This is a genomic window from Ruegeria sp., assembly GCF_965199275.1.
Taxonomy (GTDB): domain Bacteria; phylum Pseudomonadota; class Alphaproteobacteria; order Rhodobacterales; family Rhodobacteraceae; genus Ruegeria.
Map to the genome: position 1 here is coordinate 90,447 of NZ_CBDAQX010000028.1, position 15,051 is coordinate 105,497.

General features: G+C 60.2%; 15 protein-coding genes. 4 read left to right on the forward strand and 11 right to left on the reverse strand.

Annotation, left to right across the window (positions count from 1 at the left end; genetic code table 11):
• Positions 1-220: 220 nt before the first annotated feature.
• From istB to ACOERD_RS27745, 10 genes are all read right to left on the reverse strand, one after another.
• Complete coding sequence (gene istB / locus ACOERD_RS27700) at positions 221-952, reverse strand: IS21-like element helper ATPase IstB (protein ID WP_419737606.1); 732 nt, start codon at positions 950-952, stop codon at positions 221-223.
• Complete coding sequence (gene istA / locus ACOERD_RS27705; RefSeq protein WP_419737976.1) at positions 939-2,447, reverse strand: IS21 family transposase; 1,509 nt, start codon at positions 2,445-2,447, stop codon at positions 939-941. Before istA ends, istB begins: the two co-directional genes overlap by 14 nt.
• Before the next feature lie 148 nt (positions 2,448-2,595).
• Positions 2,596-2,760, reverse strand: a complete 165-nt coding sequence (locus ACOERD_RS27710) for a hypothetical protein (RefSeq protein WP_170379318.1) — start codon at positions 2,758-2,760, stop codon at positions 2,596-2,598.
• A gap of 211 nt (positions 2,761-2,971) precedes the next feature.
• The gene (locus tag ACOERD_RS27715) at positions 2,972-4,276 is read right to left on the reverse strand and encodes a M16 family metallopeptidase (RefSeq protein ID WP_419741151.1); all 1,305 of its coding nucleotides are present in this window, start codon (positions 4,274-4,276) and stop codon (positions 2,972-2,974) included.
• On the reverse strand, positions 4,273-5,613 hold the full coding sequence (locus tag ACOERD_RS27720) for a M16 family metallopeptidase (RefSeq protein ID WP_419741152.1): 1,341 nt from the start codon (positions 5,611-5,613) through the stop codon (positions 4,273-4,275). The genes ACOERD_RS27715 and ACOERD_RS27720 overlap by 4 nt, the downstream gene beginning before the upstream one ends.
• Positions 5,614-5,695: 82 nt before the next feature.
• Positions 5,696-6,211, reverse strand: coding sequence for a DUF3035 domain-containing protein (locus ACOERD_RS27725; RefSeq protein WP_170555488.1), 516 nt, complete (start codon positions 6,209-6,211; stop codon positions 5,696-5,698).
• A gap of 50 nt (positions 6,212-6,261) precedes the next feature.
• Positions 6,262-6,732, reverse strand: a complete 471-nt coding sequence (lspA, locus tag ACOERD_RS27730; protein WP_170679378.1) for a signal peptidase II — start codon at positions 6,730-6,732, stop codon at positions 6,262-6,264.
• Entirely contained in the window at positions 6,732-8,321 is a 1,590-nt protein-coding gene (purH, locus tag ACOERD_RS27735; protein ID WP_419741153.1) for a bifunctional phosphoribosylaminoimidazolecarboxamide formyltransferase/IMP cyclohydrolase, read from the reverse strand. Before purH ends, lspA begins: the two co-directional genes overlap by 1 nt.
• Before the next feature lie 22 nt (positions 8,322-8,343).
• The gene (locus ACOERD_RS27740; RefSeq protein WP_419741154.1) at positions 8,344-10,083 is read right to left on the reverse strand and encodes a heparinase II/III family protein; all 1,740 of its coding nucleotides are present in this window, start codon (positions 10,081-10,083) and stop codon (positions 8,344-8,346) included.
• Positions 10,084-10,173: 90 nt separating this feature from the next.
• Positions 10,174-11,430, reverse strand: coding sequence for an RsmB/NOP family class I SAM-dependent RNA methyltransferase (locus ACOERD_RS27745; RefSeq protein WP_419741155.1), 1,257 nt, complete (start codon positions 11,428-11,430; stop codon positions 10,174-10,176).
• Positions 11,431-11,520: 90 nt separating this feature from the next.
• On the opposite strand from ACOERD_RS27745, the gene ACOERD_RS27750 reads away from it, so the two are divergent.
• Positions 11,521-11,703: a DUF1674 domain-containing protein gene (locus ACOERD_RS27750; protein ID WP_170643653.1), complete on the forward strand. Its 183-nt coding sequence runs from the start codon at positions 11,521-11,523 to the stop codon at positions 11,701-11,703.
• A gap of 4 nt (positions 11,704-11,707) precedes the next feature.
• On the opposite strand, the gene ACOERD_RS27755 is transcribed toward ACOERD_RS27750, so the two are convergent.
• Positions 11,708-12,562: a LysR family transcriptional regulator gene (locus ACOERD_RS27755; protein WP_419741156.1), complete on the reverse strand. Its 855-nt coding sequence runs from the start codon at positions 12,560-12,562 to the stop codon at positions 11,708-11,710.
• A gap of 100 nt (positions 12,563-12,662) precedes the next feature.
• On the opposite strand from ACOERD_RS27755, the gene ACOERD_RS27760 reads away from it, so the two are divergent.
• From ACOERD_RS27760 to ACOERD_RS27770, 3 genes are read left to right on the forward strand one after another with little or no spacing between them, the layout of a single operon-like run.
• Positions 12,663-13,799: a gamma-butyrobetaine dioxygenase gene (locus tag ACOERD_RS27760; RefSeq protein ID WP_419741157.1), complete on the forward strand. Its 1,137-nt coding sequence runs from the start codon at positions 12,663-12,665 to the stop codon at positions 13,797-13,799.
• Entirely contained in the window at positions 13,796-14,386 is a 591-nt protein-coding gene (locus ACOERD_RS27765) for an HD domain-containing protein (protein WP_419741158.1), read from the forward strand. The genes ACOERD_RS27760 and ACOERD_RS27765 overlap by 4 nt, the downstream gene beginning before the upstream one ends.
• A complete protein-coding gene (locus ACOERD_RS27770; protein WP_419741159.1) occupies positions 14,383-15,051 on the forward strand; it encodes an ureidoglycolate lyase in 669 nt (222 codons plus the stop codon). Before ACOERD_RS27765 ends, ACOERD_RS27770 begins: the two co-directional genes overlap by 4 nt.

Consider the following 15,051-nt stretch of genomic DNA (forward strand, 5'->3'; position numbering starts at 1 on the left):
CCTGAAGGCTGAGTGTTCAGTCGTTTGTCAATCGGCATTGAATAATGACCCCCCATCGGCGTCCAAATTTGACCCCCCTTGGAGCTAAGAGGGGCGTTGAGGGGGTCGTGTTTAGGTTGATTCAGGAGGGGGTGGACAGCAGGTCAAACCGAAAAGAGAGCGTAGCTCGACTGAAGGTTTGACCTGCTGTCTGTTTTGAATTTATTCCCCGATTTCGAGGTTAGTCGCGGTGGTTAATTCGCCAGCTTTCGTTCCCGGTTTCGATGATATCGCAATGGTGTGTCAGTCGATCCAGGAGAGCAGTGGTCATTTTGGCATCTGTGAACACACTCGGCCATTCAGCAAATGCGAGGTTGGTTGTTAGCAGAATAGACGTTCGCTCGTACAGTTTGCTGATGAGATGGAAGAGTAATCGTCCACCAGACTCTGCGAACGGCAGATAACCGAGTTCGTCTATAATCACGAGGTCGACGCGGATCAGCTGCTCGCTGAGCCGCCCGGCGTTGCCTTCGCGATGTTCAGCCTCCAGCTTGTTCGCGAGATCCACAGCGCTGAAGAACCTGACCCGCCGGCGGTTATTGACCGCGTGGCCCCCGATCGCTGTTGCGAGATGCGTTTTGCCCGATCCGGTTCCACCGACCAGCACGCCATTCCTGGCCTGGTCCATAAAATCGCCGTCATGAAGATTGCGCACGACTTCCTCGTTGACGGGGCTGACCGTGAAGTCGAACTCAGGTAAGGACTTGCAGACCGGGAACTTTGCGGCACCCATCTGATACCGGATCGAGCGCGCAGTCTTTTCGGCCAGTTCGGCCGTGAGGAGTTCGGCCACGACCTGTTGGGGCCGCCAGTTGTTTTTGGCTGCGGCCTGCATCACTTCGTCAAAGCAGTTGACGATGCCTGGCAACTTCAGTTGACGGGCAAGTTCGAGAATTTCCTTACGCAGTTGCATGGGAGCCTCCAAGCCTGTCATAGCGAGCGCAATCCGCGATCGGTGCCATTTTCAGCTGCAGGTGGGCAGGCGGCTCAATCGCCTTTGGCGGCGGGGGATTGGTGCGCCGAGAGACAATGTTCAGGATCGCATCGGCCTTGCGCAGGCCAGATTTTAGAGCTTCTTCGCAGGCAGCCTCGACCACATCAATGTCGTGCTGGTAAGCAGCGAAAAGAATATCGGCAAGTTGCCGGTCTCCGTCGGATGTGCCCCGCAGATGGGTCCAGATCTGCGTCATTGCCGGTGGTAGGTCCCAGTCACGGAACGGTGCTCCATTGCGCAGAGCGCCAGGCTTGCGCTTGAGGACGGGCACATAGTGCCAAGGGTTGAAGATCGTTTTTCCTCGGCCGAAGCACCGTTCGTGCTCTCCGACAATCTCACCGTCTTGGCGCAGGACAATCCGCGTGGCGTAGACCTGCAACTGGACCTGACGTCCAACAGCTCTTGCCTCAACGCTGTATTTGTTTCTTTCGAAGTTGATCAGGCAGGTTCGGCTCACGGCGACCGTCTTTTCACGGAACCCGACGAAGGGCTTCTGCAGATGCGTCAGCAGCGGCTTTTCCTGCTGGAACTCCTCCCAGACCGTCACCTCCAGGTTTTCCGGATGCCGCAGTTCTTTTGCGCGTTTGATCGCGTCTTTTTGCAGCCGGGCATTCAATTCATCGAAGTCGGCCACCTCCAGACGCGGTGTAAAACTATAGGCGCGGCTCTCCTTGACCAGATTCTCAACCTGACCCTTCTCCCAACCGGCCGCGCGCGTACAGGCGATCGGGTTCACCAGATGATGAGAACACATCCGGGAGAATGCCTTGTTGAACTTTCTTTCCTTGCCCGACAGGATCGCATCGACGGCGGTCGTCATGTTATCGTAGATCCCGTTGATGCAGCCTCCACCAAAGAATTTGAAGGCCTCGTCGTGGGCATCAAAGACCATCTCCTGCGTCTCGCGCGGATAGGCAATGGAGAATGGCATGCGGCTATGGCAAAGTTTGAAATGGGCAACCTTCACGGTCGTGAGTGCATCGTCCATCAAAACCGTCTCCACACTCCAGTCGAACTGGTACGCCTCCCCAGGATCAAAGATCAGCGGGATGAACGCCTGCGCCTGTTGTCGGCCGTGCGCAATGCGCCAATTCTTTGTGTAGCGTCGAACACTGTCATACCCGCCGCCAAAACCATCATCGGAGAGTTCCTTCCAGATTTTGGTCATCCGCTTGCGGTGTTTCTTCGGAAGCGCCTCGTTCTCCTCAAGCGTTTCATCCAGACGCGCGCGCCAAGGCCCGAGCACCGGGTATGGCTGCGATTTGCGCTCATATTTGAACTCCGTCACTCCCGATCGGATTATCTTTCGAACCGTTGCACGGCTCAAATTGAGCGAACGGCAAATTTCCTTGATGCTCTTTTTTTCGATCAGGTGTAAGCGACGCACTTTTCTAATAGTTTCCACGCAAATCATCCCGCTTGCCTCTCCATCGACTGCTCAATGAAAAGGATGTCTACAACCATAGGGAGGGGTCAAATTTGGACGCCGATTTCCCCGCTTAGGGGGTCAAAATTGCACGCTTTTCTACAAGTCGTTGGACTTTTTTTCGGCTAAAGCTCGTTCAAGAGCTTCTGAAATAGATCCCTGCAGCAACCAGCAGCGAGGTCAGGACGCCGGCCACAACGTAAAGTGCAAAGGCGCTGAGCAGAGATTGGCCAAGAATCAGAGCGGCCGCAAAGGTCAGCAACCCCGCAACTGTTCCCAATCCCATAATCGCAACTACCATAGCGTCACTATCCATCCCTAGCTGTGACAAGAGATGAGGACCAAAGGAATCCTATCTCATGTCCCGATTAACACAGAATTCTCGTCATTTCTGGCGAAAGTATGGCCGAGACGCGTTAACGGCTAGTTAAGGCGGAGAGTTGCCGATCCGGTAAGCGGCGCATCGCTCGTTATCAATGGTTATCCTGCACGCCAAGCGCAGGGGGACGGCGTTAGCCGTCCAACCCTTCTGGTTGTCCGACGATGGTGAAGTGCAAGCCGTCCGGGTCTAGCAATTCGGACGCCACGCGGTTTATCTCATCCAGCGTCACCGCATTCACCTTGTCGTTACGGGTCGCGATATAGTCGATCGGCAGACCCTGCATCTGCATCCCGACCATGATCCCGGCAATACGGCCGTTGCCATCAAACCGAAGCGGATAGGCGCCGGTCAGATAGGTCTTGGCGTCATCCAACTCCTTCTGGGTCACGCCCTCGGACGCCGCTCGGGCCCATTCGTCGCGGATCACCGCGACGGCTTCGGCGATGCGATCGTTGGAGGACGACACCGAACCCAGATAGACCGAGGCAAGGTCCTTGGGCGCCAGATAGGAATAGACGCCGTAGGTCAGGCCGCGCTTTTCGCGCACCTCTTGCATCAGGCGGCTTTCGAAACCGCCGCCGCCAAGGATGTGATTCAGCACAAAGGCCGCGAAGAAATCGGGATCATCCCGGTCGATCCCTTTCTGCGAGAACAGCGCCACGGATTGCGGCGTGTCGAATTCGACCACGCTTATGCCACCCTCGATCTGAACCTCTGCTTTTTCAGGGATCGGTTTGCCGGTCTCGGGCAGGTCCAGCAGCAAGGTATCCAGAAGTACGCCCAGCTCTTCGGCGGTGATATCGCCGACAGCGCCAACGTAGAGACGATCCTTAGCAAATACGCTCTCATAAGCGGTGACTACATCGTCGCGCGTCAAGGCTGCCACGGTTTCAAGCGTGCCTTTGCCCTCGGACCCGTAGGGATGATCGCCATAGGCCATAGCGGCAAAGCTGCGACCTGCTATGTCGTTCGGATCGGTCTGATCCGAGCGAAGGCCGGACAGGATCTGCGCCTTCACACGTTCCACCGCGTCTTCGTCAAAGCGCGGCTCAAGCAGGGTTGTGCGCAGCAGGTCGATCACCTCATCCCGGTTTTCGGTCAGGAAACGGGCCGAGATCGAAACCGTATCGTCCCCAGCATTGTAGGTGAATGAGGCGGCCAGCGACTCCAACTCGCGCGCATAGGTGCGGGCATCCATATCACCCGCGCCTTCTTCGATCAGGCCACTCATCAGGTAAACTGCGCCACGCTTGTTCGGGTCATCCAGCGAGGTGCCGCCGCGAAAGCGCAGCTCGAGCGCGGCGAACGGGATCGAGTGATCCTCGACCAGCCACGCGGTGATGCCACCGGGAGAGGTAACCTCTTGGATTTCAATCTCGGCCCATGCGGGCAGCGCGATGACAAAGGCGATCAGGGTTGCGAAGATGCGTTTCATTGGGTCACCTCATCATCCTTCATCAGCCAGCCGGTAACCGAGCTTTCCAGTTGCAGAACCTCACGGGCGGCGGCGATGATTTCATCCCCGGTCACGGCCTGCAGGACGTCGGGCCAGGCCTGCACATCCTCAACCGTCAATCCGCTGGTCAGGGCACGGCCGTAGCGGTTGCCGATGCCGTCCACATTGTCACGGGCATAGGTTTGCGAGGCGCGCAGCTGCATCTTGATCCGGTCAAGATCTTCTGCGTTCACGCCCTCGGCGATGAACTCCGCCACGACCCGATCCATGGCATCCTCGGCCTCTTGCAGCGAGACGCCTTCGGCCGGAACCACCAACAGGTCAAAGGTTGTGTCATCCAGCGAGACCCCCCGGTAGAACGCGCCTGCATAGGTAACGACCTGATCTTCGAATTGCAGTTTCTCGTTCAGATATGAGGTCGTGCCTCCCCCAAGCAGTTCGGCCAACAGAAACAGGGCTGCCGCTTTTTCCTGCGCGCCCGGATCGCGTTCCTGGGCTAGATAGCTGCGCTGCACATAAGGCTGCGACACACGCGGGTCTTTGTAGGTCAGGCGACGTTCAGCGGTTTGCGGAGGCTCCTGCGAGCGGATGCGTTCCGGCAGGTCCAGATTGGCCGGGATCACACCGTAATACTGATCCGCAAGGCTGCGCACCTCGTCCGGGTCGACATCTCCGGTCACGACAAGGATGGCGTTATTGGGGGCGTAGTGGGTCTGGTAGAAGGAGAGCGCGTCCTCCATATCCAGCGTCTCCATCTCATGCCGCCAGCCGATGATCGGGACGCCGTAGCGGTGGTTGAGGTACTGCGCTGCGTTCATCTGTTCGCCAAACAGTGCGCGCGGGTTGTTGTCAGTGCGCTGGTTACGCTCTTCCAGAATCACGTCGCGTTCGGTGGCAATATCGTCTTCGGACAGGCGAATATTGCGCATCCGGTCCGATTCCATCTGCATCATCAGCTCCAGCCGGTCGGCTGCGACGCGCTGGAAATAGGCCGTGTAGTCATAGGAGGTGAAGGCATTGTCATTGCCCCCATTGGCCGCAACCGTGGCCGAGAACTCGCCAGGTGCCAGAGTATCGGTGCCCTTGAACAGCAAATGTTCGAGGAAATGCGCCACGCCGGACGACCCGATTGGCTCATCCGCGGACCCGGCGCGATACCAAACCATGTGCTGCACGACCGGCGCGCGGTGATCCTCGACCACGACAACATCCATGCCGTTGTCCAAAGTGAAGGTTGTGACCGCCTCTTTCCCGTCCTCGGCCAGGACCGGGGTGGCTGCAATCAGGGCGGCAGATAGTGCCAAAGCCCGAACCATGGGGCATCCTCCGTTTCGTTTCTAGACTTCAAACTACGGTGGCGCCCGGCGGGATCAAGGGAGATGACAGAAAGTTAAAGAATTATTCATTCGGAGGTGAAGACGGAGTTTCTACCCCAATGCGACGGGCTGCATCGGTCTCGACAAAGGGATCGATCGACTGACGTTCGTAAACCTGCTGGTAGCGATCGACCGGGAACAGGCGCAGACCGGTCCAACGGCCACGGCGCTTGCGGAAGGCTTCGTCGTCAGCCTCGACCACGGCGCGCGCGTTTGCCGGAACGCCATAACGGCTTGAGGCAGTTACAAGCGCGGCATCCGAGGATGGGATCGCCGCATTAGGGTTCAGCGCCGATGCGTTGCCCCCAAGGGCCACCACGGCGTCTGCGTTCGGGTTCGGATCTGTCAGGTTGCCACCGCCCGGTGTGGGGGCCGGCAGAAACGCATAATCCTTCGGCTGGGTCAGGGGTTTGACCGGCAGCACGGAGAACTCATCTGGCCCTTCCCCCGGAGGGTCAAGATCGCGCAGGCCGGGGTTGTTGCAACCTGCAACGGCTGCACCAAGGATCATGGCAAGTAGGGCGCGCGACAACCGCATCAGAGTCTCCAACCTGTTTCAGGTGCTTTTAACGCATCTCTTCGGGCGCGTCACGAGGCCTTTTTATTGTCGAACAACACAAGTCCGATGGCACCGGCAAAGATGAACACATCGGCCAGATTGAACACGAAGGGATTGTTGATGCCACAACAGGACATGTTCAGGAAATCCAGAACATAGCCATACAGCACCCGATCAACCACATTGCCCAGCGCGCCACCGATCAGCAGTCCGCCACTCAGCAGCATCACCTTGGTCGGGGCCGACCGCCACAGCCAGATCGCAACCGCGATACAGACGGCCACGGAAATGCCAATCAGAACCCACCGCGCAGCGTCTGAGTTGCCTTGGAAAAGGCCAAAGTTGATCCCGCGATTCTCGCCGTATTTGAAAACAAGCAGCGGCGGCAGCACCTCGATATTGCCCTCAGCCACGCGCATCACGTGAACGACCAGATATTTGCTGATCTGGTCGATCAGAAATGCCGTGAGTGCGGCCCAGAGCAAAAGACGGCTGCGCATCAGTGGCGGAAGTGACGCATGCCGGTGAAGACCATGGCGAGACCGGCCTCATCCGCCGCCGCGATCACTTCGTCGTCGCGCATTGAGCCGCCGGGTTGGATCACGCAGGTGGCACCCGCCTCAGCGGCTTCCATCAGACCGTCAGGGAAGGGGAAGAACGCATCCGAGGCTACCGCTGAGCCGATGGTCAGCGGCTGCGGCAGGCCCAGCACATCAGCCATACGCTCGGCTTTCTTGGCCGCAATCAGCGCCGAATCGACGCGGCTCATCTGGCCCGCGCCAACCCCGACGGTCGCGCCGTCCTTGACGTAGACGATAGCGTTGGATTTGACGTGTTTGGCGACTTTCCACGCAAACAGAAGGTCTCGCATCTGTTCGTCGGTCGGCGCCTTCTTGGTGACCACTTTCAGGTCATCCATTCCGACAAACCCGTTATCCTTGTCTTGGACCAGAAGGCCACCGGCCACCTGACGCACGGTTTTCCCACCGGCGGTCACGTCCGGCAGACCCTCAGTCGTCAACAGGCGCAGGTTCTTCTTGGCGGCAAAGATCTCCTTGGCCTCATCCGAGGCACCGGGGGCAATGACGACCTCGGTGAAGATGCCAGTGATCTCCTGCGCCGTTTCCGCGTCCAGAGGCTGGTTCAGCGCGACAATCCCACCAAAGGCAGAGGTCCGGTCGCAATCGAAAGCCGACTTATACGCGTCTAGCAAGGTCGCTCCGGTCGCGACACCGCAGGGGTTGGCGTGTTTGATAATCGCGCAGGCGGCAGTGTCAGCCGGGTTGAACTCGGCAACCAACTCGAACGCTGCGTCCGTGTCGTTGATGTTGTTGTAGCTCAGTTCCTTGCCCTGATGCTGTTGGGCGGTCGCCACGCCAGGGCGGTTCGTGCCATCGGTATAAAACGCCGCCTGCTGGTGGCTGTTCTCGCCATAGCGCAGGGTCTGTTTCAACTCACCGGCAAAGGCACGGCGCTTGGGGGCCTCCAGCTGCAGGGCATCAGCCATCCAATTTGAAACAGCGGTGTCATAGGCCGCTGTGCGGGCATAAGCCTTTTGCGCCAGCCATTGTCGGAAGCCATAGGACGTCTTGCCATAGTTCTCTTCCAACTGGTCCAGCAGCGATGAATAGTCTTCGACATCCACAACCACGTTCACAAAAGCATGGTTCTTGGACGCCGCGCGGATCATCGCCGGACCGCCGATATCAATATTCTCGATGCAGGTGTCATAGTCAGCCCCTTTGGCCACAGTCGCCTCGAATGGGTAGAGGTTCACGACCAGCAGGTCGATCGCACAGATGCCATGTTCATCCATGGCCGCGACGTGACTGTCATTGTCGCGCAGCGCCAGAAGGCCGCCATGCACCATCGGGTGCAGCGTTTTCACACGGCCATCCATCATCTCGGGAAAGCCGGTGATCTCGCTGACGTCCCGAACCTCAAGCCCCGCATCGCGCAGGGCCTTGGCGGTCCCCCCGGTGGACAGCAGCTCAACCCCGCGCTCGGCCAGCGCCTTTCCCAGCTCGATCAGCCCGGTCTTGTCGGAAACGGAAAGCAACGCGCGGCGCACGGGGTGAAGGTCGGTCATGGGTCCAAAGGTCCTTTTGGCGTCAGTCGAATTCGGGTTCGTCCCGGTGCATGTCGCGCACGGCATAGGCTGTATCCTGCGCCTTGCTCAACGTCCACTGGATGCGCGTCGCATACTCCATTGCGCGGCCAGATAGAACGATCTGTTTTGTCGCGCGCGGTTTTAAACGCCCTTTTTCAAGGTAAACGCTTGGCTCGACGGACAATTTTCCCACGCCATCATGGCGGAAAACCCAGATCTCGCCACTTTTGAGGGCCATCGACACTGCGGAGCCGCCCAAATCCACGGCCGCATCCACATCCGGGTGCAGATGAAACCGGATATCAAACCCTACACCTGAAAGGCCCGAGGCATCCATCGCCTTGTCAAACTGCCGCTTGGATTTGTCGCTTGTGGTCAGCAGGATGTCCTCGCCGGTCAACTCACGCCCGTCAAAGCGCAGCTCGAACGTGCGCGCGTGGGTCAGGCCGAAAACCTTGGTATAGCCATCGTTGCCAACCATGAAGCGGATGCCCTCGAACGCGTCCTCGAAATCCACGGGAACGTCTTGCGGCGCATCCACCAGCGCCTGCCGCTCGCTACCCGTCACAGGTTTGGCGAGACGCGCGCTGGAATATCCATCCAGACAGAGCGTGGAATGAGACGGCGTGGCCCGTCCCGCCCGACGCCAATCCAGCCCAAAACTGGCCCCGGAGCCGCAATTAACGATCAACGGACGCCGGCCCGACGTCAGCTCGAACGCCGTGGTTGAGGCATGCGCGTTCAGCGAGGCCGCGCCGACGGGCGGAGGGCTGGCATCAACGATCACGGTCGTGCGGGCAGCAGACAGCCGGGCAAAGCCCATTGGCAATTCGGTTGCCGCCTTGTGCTTTACCCCGCTTTGAGCCAGCGCTTGTTCCAACCGGCCTTCGATCCCACGCCCGCCGCCATGGAACCGGGCCAGAGCGCCATCCGCATGGCGCAAACTGCGCAGGGTAGGCGCGATCCGCTTGATCGCTGCGGCCTGCGCCACCGGTGTGCCGCGCCCAAGATCGCTGAGGGCGGCGGAGGTCCAGCCGAGCAGCGTAAACACCTCAAGCAGCTCTTCAGGGTTGCGTGTTGGGATGCCGCCCTGTTTGTCGACCTGCCGTTCGCATTCGCGCGCCAGCGCACGCAGGGCTGGATCGGCCATCCCCCCCAGCCCCTGCAAGGCCAATCCAGCCTGGACCAGACCGGCCAGTGCCTCAAATCTCGGCAATCCCGGCGTTGCGGCATGCGCGCGTTTAGACAGAAACCATGTTTGTTGCGCGAGAGACCGGAAAAACAATTTGCTCTGCGCCTCGTCTGCGCCGCGCAGCAAGAAAGACGCGTGATTGATCCAGCGCATGACACGCCGTCCGGTCAGATCGGGAACCCACCCGGGCCCTTGCCCGCGCCCATGCGCCTCGATCCAGCCCCAAACCCAGCGCTGCGCCTTGTCTCGCGCCCGCATATCACCGACAGCCGCCAGATCATCCAGCCAAGCAAAGCCGTGCCTCTCATCGTCAAAGCCAAGACTGGGGGCTGTGACCTCCCACAGACCCGTATCCTGTGCCTCGACAAGATATCCCGAGAACAGCAGATTGCCCGCCACCAGCTGACGGCCGCGGGCAAAAGACCCAACGGTGCGCGGTTCAGGCTGCGTGACAAACCCCGTGACCGCCTTTTGCCGTTGGCTCAGGCGCGCATAGAGACGGTTCTGGAACCGCATCCACCGGCTGGTCATGGTGTCCGTATCTGACATGACGCTCGTTACTCTGCCTCTTGCGCTCTGCTGGCGCTTGAGACCCAACGATAGACCGCGCCGATCGTCAAGTCATCGAAAAGCATGCGCTCAGGCAGATTTGTTCAGACAGGCGATGTAGAATCCATCCATCCCGCCGCGATCCGGCCAATAATCGGGCCGTAGACGCAGGCCGCCTTCCTCGGTGATCCAGTCCGGTTCAACCCCGTCGATGTTCAGCGCGTCGCGATCCACAGACATTTCCGGATACATGTCCAACGCCTCTTCGACCTGTACCTCGCCCTCGTCAGGCAGCAAAGAGCAGGTGCAATAGACCAACCGCCCGCCCGGCTTGAGCAGGCTCCAGGCATGGGCCAGCATCTGCGTCTGCAGCTCGATCAGACCGCCGAATTCCGAGCCATCCTTGGCAAAGGGCAGATCAGGGTGGCGGCGGATCGTACCGGTAGCCGAACAGGGCGCGTCCAGCAGGATCGCATCATACTGACCCTGATGTTCCAGCGCGTCGCCCGCGATAACGCTTGCCTCCAACCCGGTGCGCGTGAGGTTTTCGCGCACGCGCACCAACCGTTGCTCCGAGATATCCAGCGCCGTCACCTCGGCGCCAGCAGCGGCCAGTTGCAGCGTCTTGCCCCCCGGCGCGGCGCAGAGGTCGAGGATTTTCTCACCAGCCTGTGGGGCCAGCACGCGCACAGGCATCGCCGCCGCTGCATCCTGCACCCACCAATCGCCCGAGTTGTAGCCCGGCAAAGTCGAAACCTGTCCCGCATCCTGCACGCGCATTGACCCGGTCGGCAGCACCTGACCCGGCGCGTCCGAGCCCGGCTTGACCGTCAGATCCAGTGGGGCAGCCGCGAAATGGGCTTGTTCCATGCCAGCGACGGCCTCCGCCCCCCACGCCATGACCAGCGGATCACGAAGCCAGTCCGGCAGACGCGGCACGCGCATCTTGGGCCAAGCGTCTGGCCCTTCGGCGGCGACCTTGCGCAGCACCGCATTCACCAATCCTTTGAGACGCCCATGCTTGCGTGAGCGGGCAACAATTTCCACCATGGAGTTCACCACACCATGCGCAGCCTCGCCGTGGCACAGCTCAACCGCGCCTAGACGCAACGCATTGTGGACGGTCAGCGCGGGGGTACGGTTGAGGTGATTGTCGAGCAGCCGGTCCGCACGCTCGAGCCCGCGCAGGGTTTCCAGCGTCAGGCGCTGCGCCCGCGCCCGGTCTTCCGGGGCTAACCGGTCCAGCGCGCCTGCGGCCAGACATTCGGACAAAAGCCGCCCTTCGCCCAAAATCTGATCCAGCAGATAGATCGCGCTGCGTCGCGCCGCTGTTGCATTGTCGGACATGGAACCGCCTTTTGATGTGCCTGTGGTCCGCATTGCCTTTGGCGGACGGTGGCGTATATCAAGACCGTGACCGGAAAGGAACCCGATGTCATGAGTGACGACACCAAAGATCTACCGCCCGCAGCCCAGCGCGCACTTGCCGAGGCCGCCGAGCGTCGCCGCAAGGCCGAAGCCGAGGCAAAAGACATGCCGAAAGAGCTGGGCGGGCGTGACGGCCCGGACCCGGCGCGTTATGGCGATTGGGAGAAAAAGGGCATCGCCATCGACTTTTGATGGCTCATCCCCGCAGCGCTTGCAGGAAATCATCCAACAACGCGCGTTGTTTTTTCGATTTGGCTCGCTCCTCGGGCCATGTCAGCCAATAGCTATCCTTGGTCTTCAATTCCGGCAGGTCGAGCCTGAGCAAACGCCCCGACTGCAGGCTTTCTGCAGCAAGAGGCACCGAGCCCAGAACAACCCCCAATCCCTGCCGCGCCGCCTTCATCGCATGACCGACGGAATCAAAGCTGATCCTACCCTTCGGGAGGTCCTTGATCCCCACGCTCTGCGCCCAATCCTGCCAGCCGGGCCGCTCGCCCCGCAGATCAATCACCGGCGCGCCCCAGGACACATCCGGCGCAGCCATCGGGGCCAGCACCTCGGGCGCGATCAGCTTGGCCTTGCGCCCCGGCCATACACCGCGACCGTAGCGGATTTGCAGCCATGTCCGCTCTTCCTCCAGCGACGTTCTGCGTGTCACCGAATCCGTCATCACCCGCACCTTGGGCCGCATGTTCAGAAAGGCAGGCAAGGCTGGCAGAACCAGTGCGTGGATGTGTGAGGAAAGCCCCGCGACCCGCAGCTCGCGCGGGGATTTGCCGAACAGGTCTTCGGTGTTGCGTTCCAGCGCCTGCAAGCTGTCCTGCACCAGCGGCAGATAACTTTCGCCTTCGATGGTCAGCGACACGCCCCGCGCCTCGCGCACAAAAAGCGTACGCCCTAGCCAGGCCTCAAGGTTGCCAATCCTCTGGCTGACCGCGGCCTGCGTCAAACCGAACTCACGTGCAGCGGCCGAGAAACCGCCCAGTCGACCAGCCGCCTCGAACACCCGCAGCCAGTCAAGAGGCGGCAAACCGATCTTTTCCTTAGCCATTAGAAAAACCAACCCTCAGGCGAAATAAGCATTAATTGTGATAATGGCACGGGGGGCGTATCCCCTTCAAGTAAAGCCCGCGCTGAACAGGAGAGACCTCATGCTGCGCACCGCCACCTTTGACCCTTCGGTTGTGACTGTTGAGTACACCGACGGAACCTCAGCCCGATTTCATGCCATTTGGTTGCGCGACAACGCGCTTGACCCGGACACCCGCGCGCCGGGCAACGGGCAGCGCCTGATCACCATTGGCGACATTCCCGAAAACACCTCAGTCAGCGCGGCCGAGGTGATCGACGGTGACCTGAGCGTCACCTTCCAGCCGGAAGGTAAAACCGTCACCTTCCCCGCCGCATGGCTGGCCGATCATGTTTACGATCGCGATCAAAGCGCCCCGTTCGGGCGCATCGCCCCCGGCATCACCACATGGGAGAGCGGTATCACGGCCCCAAGCGGCGACTGGAACGCGGTTCACGCCGACCCGAGCGCCAAACGCAACTGGCTGGCGGCTGTGGCCGAATACGGTTTTGCCAAACTGACCGGTGGCCCGACCGAGCCCGAGTCGCTGCTGAAGGTGGCCGACCTGTTCGGCTATGTGCGTGAGACCAACTACGGCCCCTATTTCGAGGTCCGGACCGAGGTGAACCCGACCAACCTCGCCTATACCGGGTTGGGATTGCAGGCCCACACCGACAATCCCTATCGCGATCCGGTGCCGACGCTACAAATCCTCTACTGCCTTGAAAACAGCGCCGAGGGCGGCGACTCGATCGTGGTTGACGGGTTCCGAGCCGCCGAGAAGCTGCGCGACCAGAATCCCGAAGGCTTTGCCCTGCTGGTCGGCTTCCCGGCGCGGTTCGAATACAAAGGCTCAGACGGGGTTTGCCTGCGGTCACGCCGTCCGATGATCGAGCTGTCTCCCGATGGCGAAATCATTGGCATCCGGTTCAACAATCGCTCCTCCGCGCCCTTTGTGGATGTGCCCTTCGACAAGATGGAGGCCTACTACGCCGCCTACCGCCAATTGGGGAACATCATCGACGACCCTGCGATGGGCGTGTCGTTCAAGCTTGAACCGGGCGAGAGCTTCATCGTCGACAACACCCGCGTGCTGCACGCGCGACTTGGCTATTCGGGCGCAGGGTCGCGGTGGCTGCAGGGCTGCTACGCCGATAAGGACGGGTTGCTGTCCACTCTGGCCGCTATGGACATTGCACAGCCGGAGGCGGCGGAATGAAACCCGATTTTACGACTCTGAACCGCGACAATATCGTGGCTTTCATCGGAGATATCTTCGACCGCCGTGGTGGCGAGGAATATCTGGGCGAGCCCGTGACCATGGCCGAACACATGCTGCAAGGGGCCACCATCGCCGAACAGAACGGCATGCCCGAAGAGATCATCGTGGGGGCCCTGCTGCATGACATCGGCCATTTCACCTCGGAATTCGGAACATATCACCCGGATGACACCAAAGATCGCCATCACGAAGACGCAGGTGCGGAAGTGCTGGAGCAGTTCTTCCCGTCCGTCATCACCGATTGCTGCCGCTATCATGTGGCGGCCAAACGGTATCTTTGCGCAACGAAGCCTGAGTACTTCAACCGGTTGTCCACCGCCTCGGTTCACACGCTGAAACTGCAAGGGGGCCCGATGAGTTCCGAAGAAGTGACCGCGTTCGAGGCCAACCCGAACCTGAAAGAGATCATTCAGGTGCGATATCTCGATGAGGCCGGAAAGCGCGCGGATATGGAGACCCCTGATTTTGCACATTTCGCCCCGATGGTGCAGCGTATGGTCGACAAGCACATGGGTACGCCATGAACGCCCCTGAATACATTTTTGAAGCCAGCACAAAACCCTCGCTGCCGTGGCAAGAGGTTCCCCTTATCCGCGCCACGGACGCATCGGTCAAAGGTCATGGCTGTCTGGTCGATGACCCTGAAGGGTTCGAGATCGAGATCACTCGCTGGCCGCAGCAAGGCTGGCGGCCCATCGACGAAGGCACCGGCGATGAAGGCGGCTGGGTCGAAGGCACATTCCATGGGCAGTGGAAAGGCGATGTCCTCTATGGCCGAAACGAAGCCGTGGGCGGCCACTACGTTCTGGGTTGGTCAACTGATCCTCAGCAGGCACAGGTCGAACGGCAGAGCGCACCGCGCGATCAAGTCCTTTTGTGGCACATGAACTACCACCCCGATGGCGGACAGATGTTCTGGCCGCTGGACAACAAGCCCTTCATCGTTCCCGCCGCCCTGCCGGGCGATAATCTGACCCCAGACAAAGTGGTGGCGTTCTGGTGCGATGGGTCTCGCGGCCTCTATATCCATCCCGGCATTTGGCATGAGGGGATTTTCCCGGTCGAAGACAACCAGCGCTTTCTCGACCGGCAAGGCGCGGTTCACGCCCGCGTCAGCGCGGATATCGGCAAAGAATTCGGCGTCTATCTCGCCTGCCCGCTGCGCGCGGACAAGGTTAAGGATCTTTGA

What these genes read in the sequence shown, in the direction of transcription:
- ACOERD_RS27710 (WP_170379318.1), bottom strand. Translation starts at nt 2,760, where the DNA reads ATGGTAGTTGCGATTATGGGATTGGGAACAGTTGCGGGGTTGCTGACC.
- lspA (WP_170679378.1), bottom strand. Translation starts at nt 6,732, where the DNA reads ATGCGCAGCCGTCTTTTGCTCTGGGCCGCACTCACGGCATTTCTGATC.
- istB (WP_419737606.1), bottom strand. Translation starts at nt 952, where the DNA reads ATGCAACTGCGTAAGGAAATTCTCGAACTTGCCCGTCAACTGAAGTTG.
- ACOERD_RS27760 (WP_419741157.1), top strand. Translation starts at nt 12,663, where the DNA reads ATGCTGCGCACCGCCACCTTTGACCCTTCGGTTGTGACTGTTGAGTAC.
- ACOERD_RS27715 (WP_419741151.1), bottom strand. Translation starts at nt 4,276, where the DNA reads ATGAAACGCATCTTCGCAACCCTGATCGCCTTTGTCATCGCGCTGCCC.
- istA (WP_419737976.1), bottom strand. Translation starts at nt 2,447, where the DNA reads ATGATTTGCGTGGAAACTATTAGAAAAGTGCGTCGCTTACACCTGATC.
- ACOERD_RS27755 (WP_419741156.1), bottom strand. Translation starts at nt 12,562, where the DNA reads ATGGCTAAGGAAAAGATCGGTTTGCCGCCTCTTGACTGGCTGCGGGTG.
- ACOERD_RS27725 (WP_170555488.1), bottom strand. Translation starts at nt 6,211, where the DNA reads ATGCGGTTGTCGCGCGCCCTACTTGCCATGATCCTTGGTGCAGCCGTT.
- ACOERD_RS27720 (WP_419741152.1), bottom strand. Translation starts at nt 5,613, where the DNA reads ATGGTTCGGGCTTTGGCACTATCTGCCGCCCTGATTGCAGCCACCCCG.
- ACOERD_RS27770 (WP_419741159.1), top strand. Translation starts at nt 14,383, where the DNA reads ATGAACGCCCCTGAATACATTTTTGAAGCCAGCACAAAACCCTCGCTG.
- ACOERD_RS27740 (WP_419741154.1), bottom strand. Translation starts at nt 10,083, where the DNA reads ATGTCAGATACGGACACCATGACCAGCCGGTGGATGCGGTTCCAGAAC.
- ACOERD_RS27745 (WP_419741155.1), bottom strand. Translation starts at nt 11,430, where the DNA reads ATGTCCGACAATGCAACAGCGGCGCGACGCAGCGCGATCTATCTGCTG.
- purH (WP_419741153.1), bottom strand. Translation starts at nt 8,321, where the DNA reads ATGACCGACCTTCACCCCGTGCGCCGCGCGTTGCTTTCCGTTTCCGAC.
- ACOERD_RS27765 (WP_419741158.1), top strand. Translation starts at nt 13,796, where the DNA reads ATGAAACCCGATTTTACGACTCTGAACCGCGACAATATCGTGGCTTTC.
- ACOERD_RS27750 (WP_170643653.1), top strand. Translation starts at nt 11,521, where the DNA reads ATGAGTGACGACACCAAAGATCTACCGCCCGCAGCCCAGCGCGCACTT.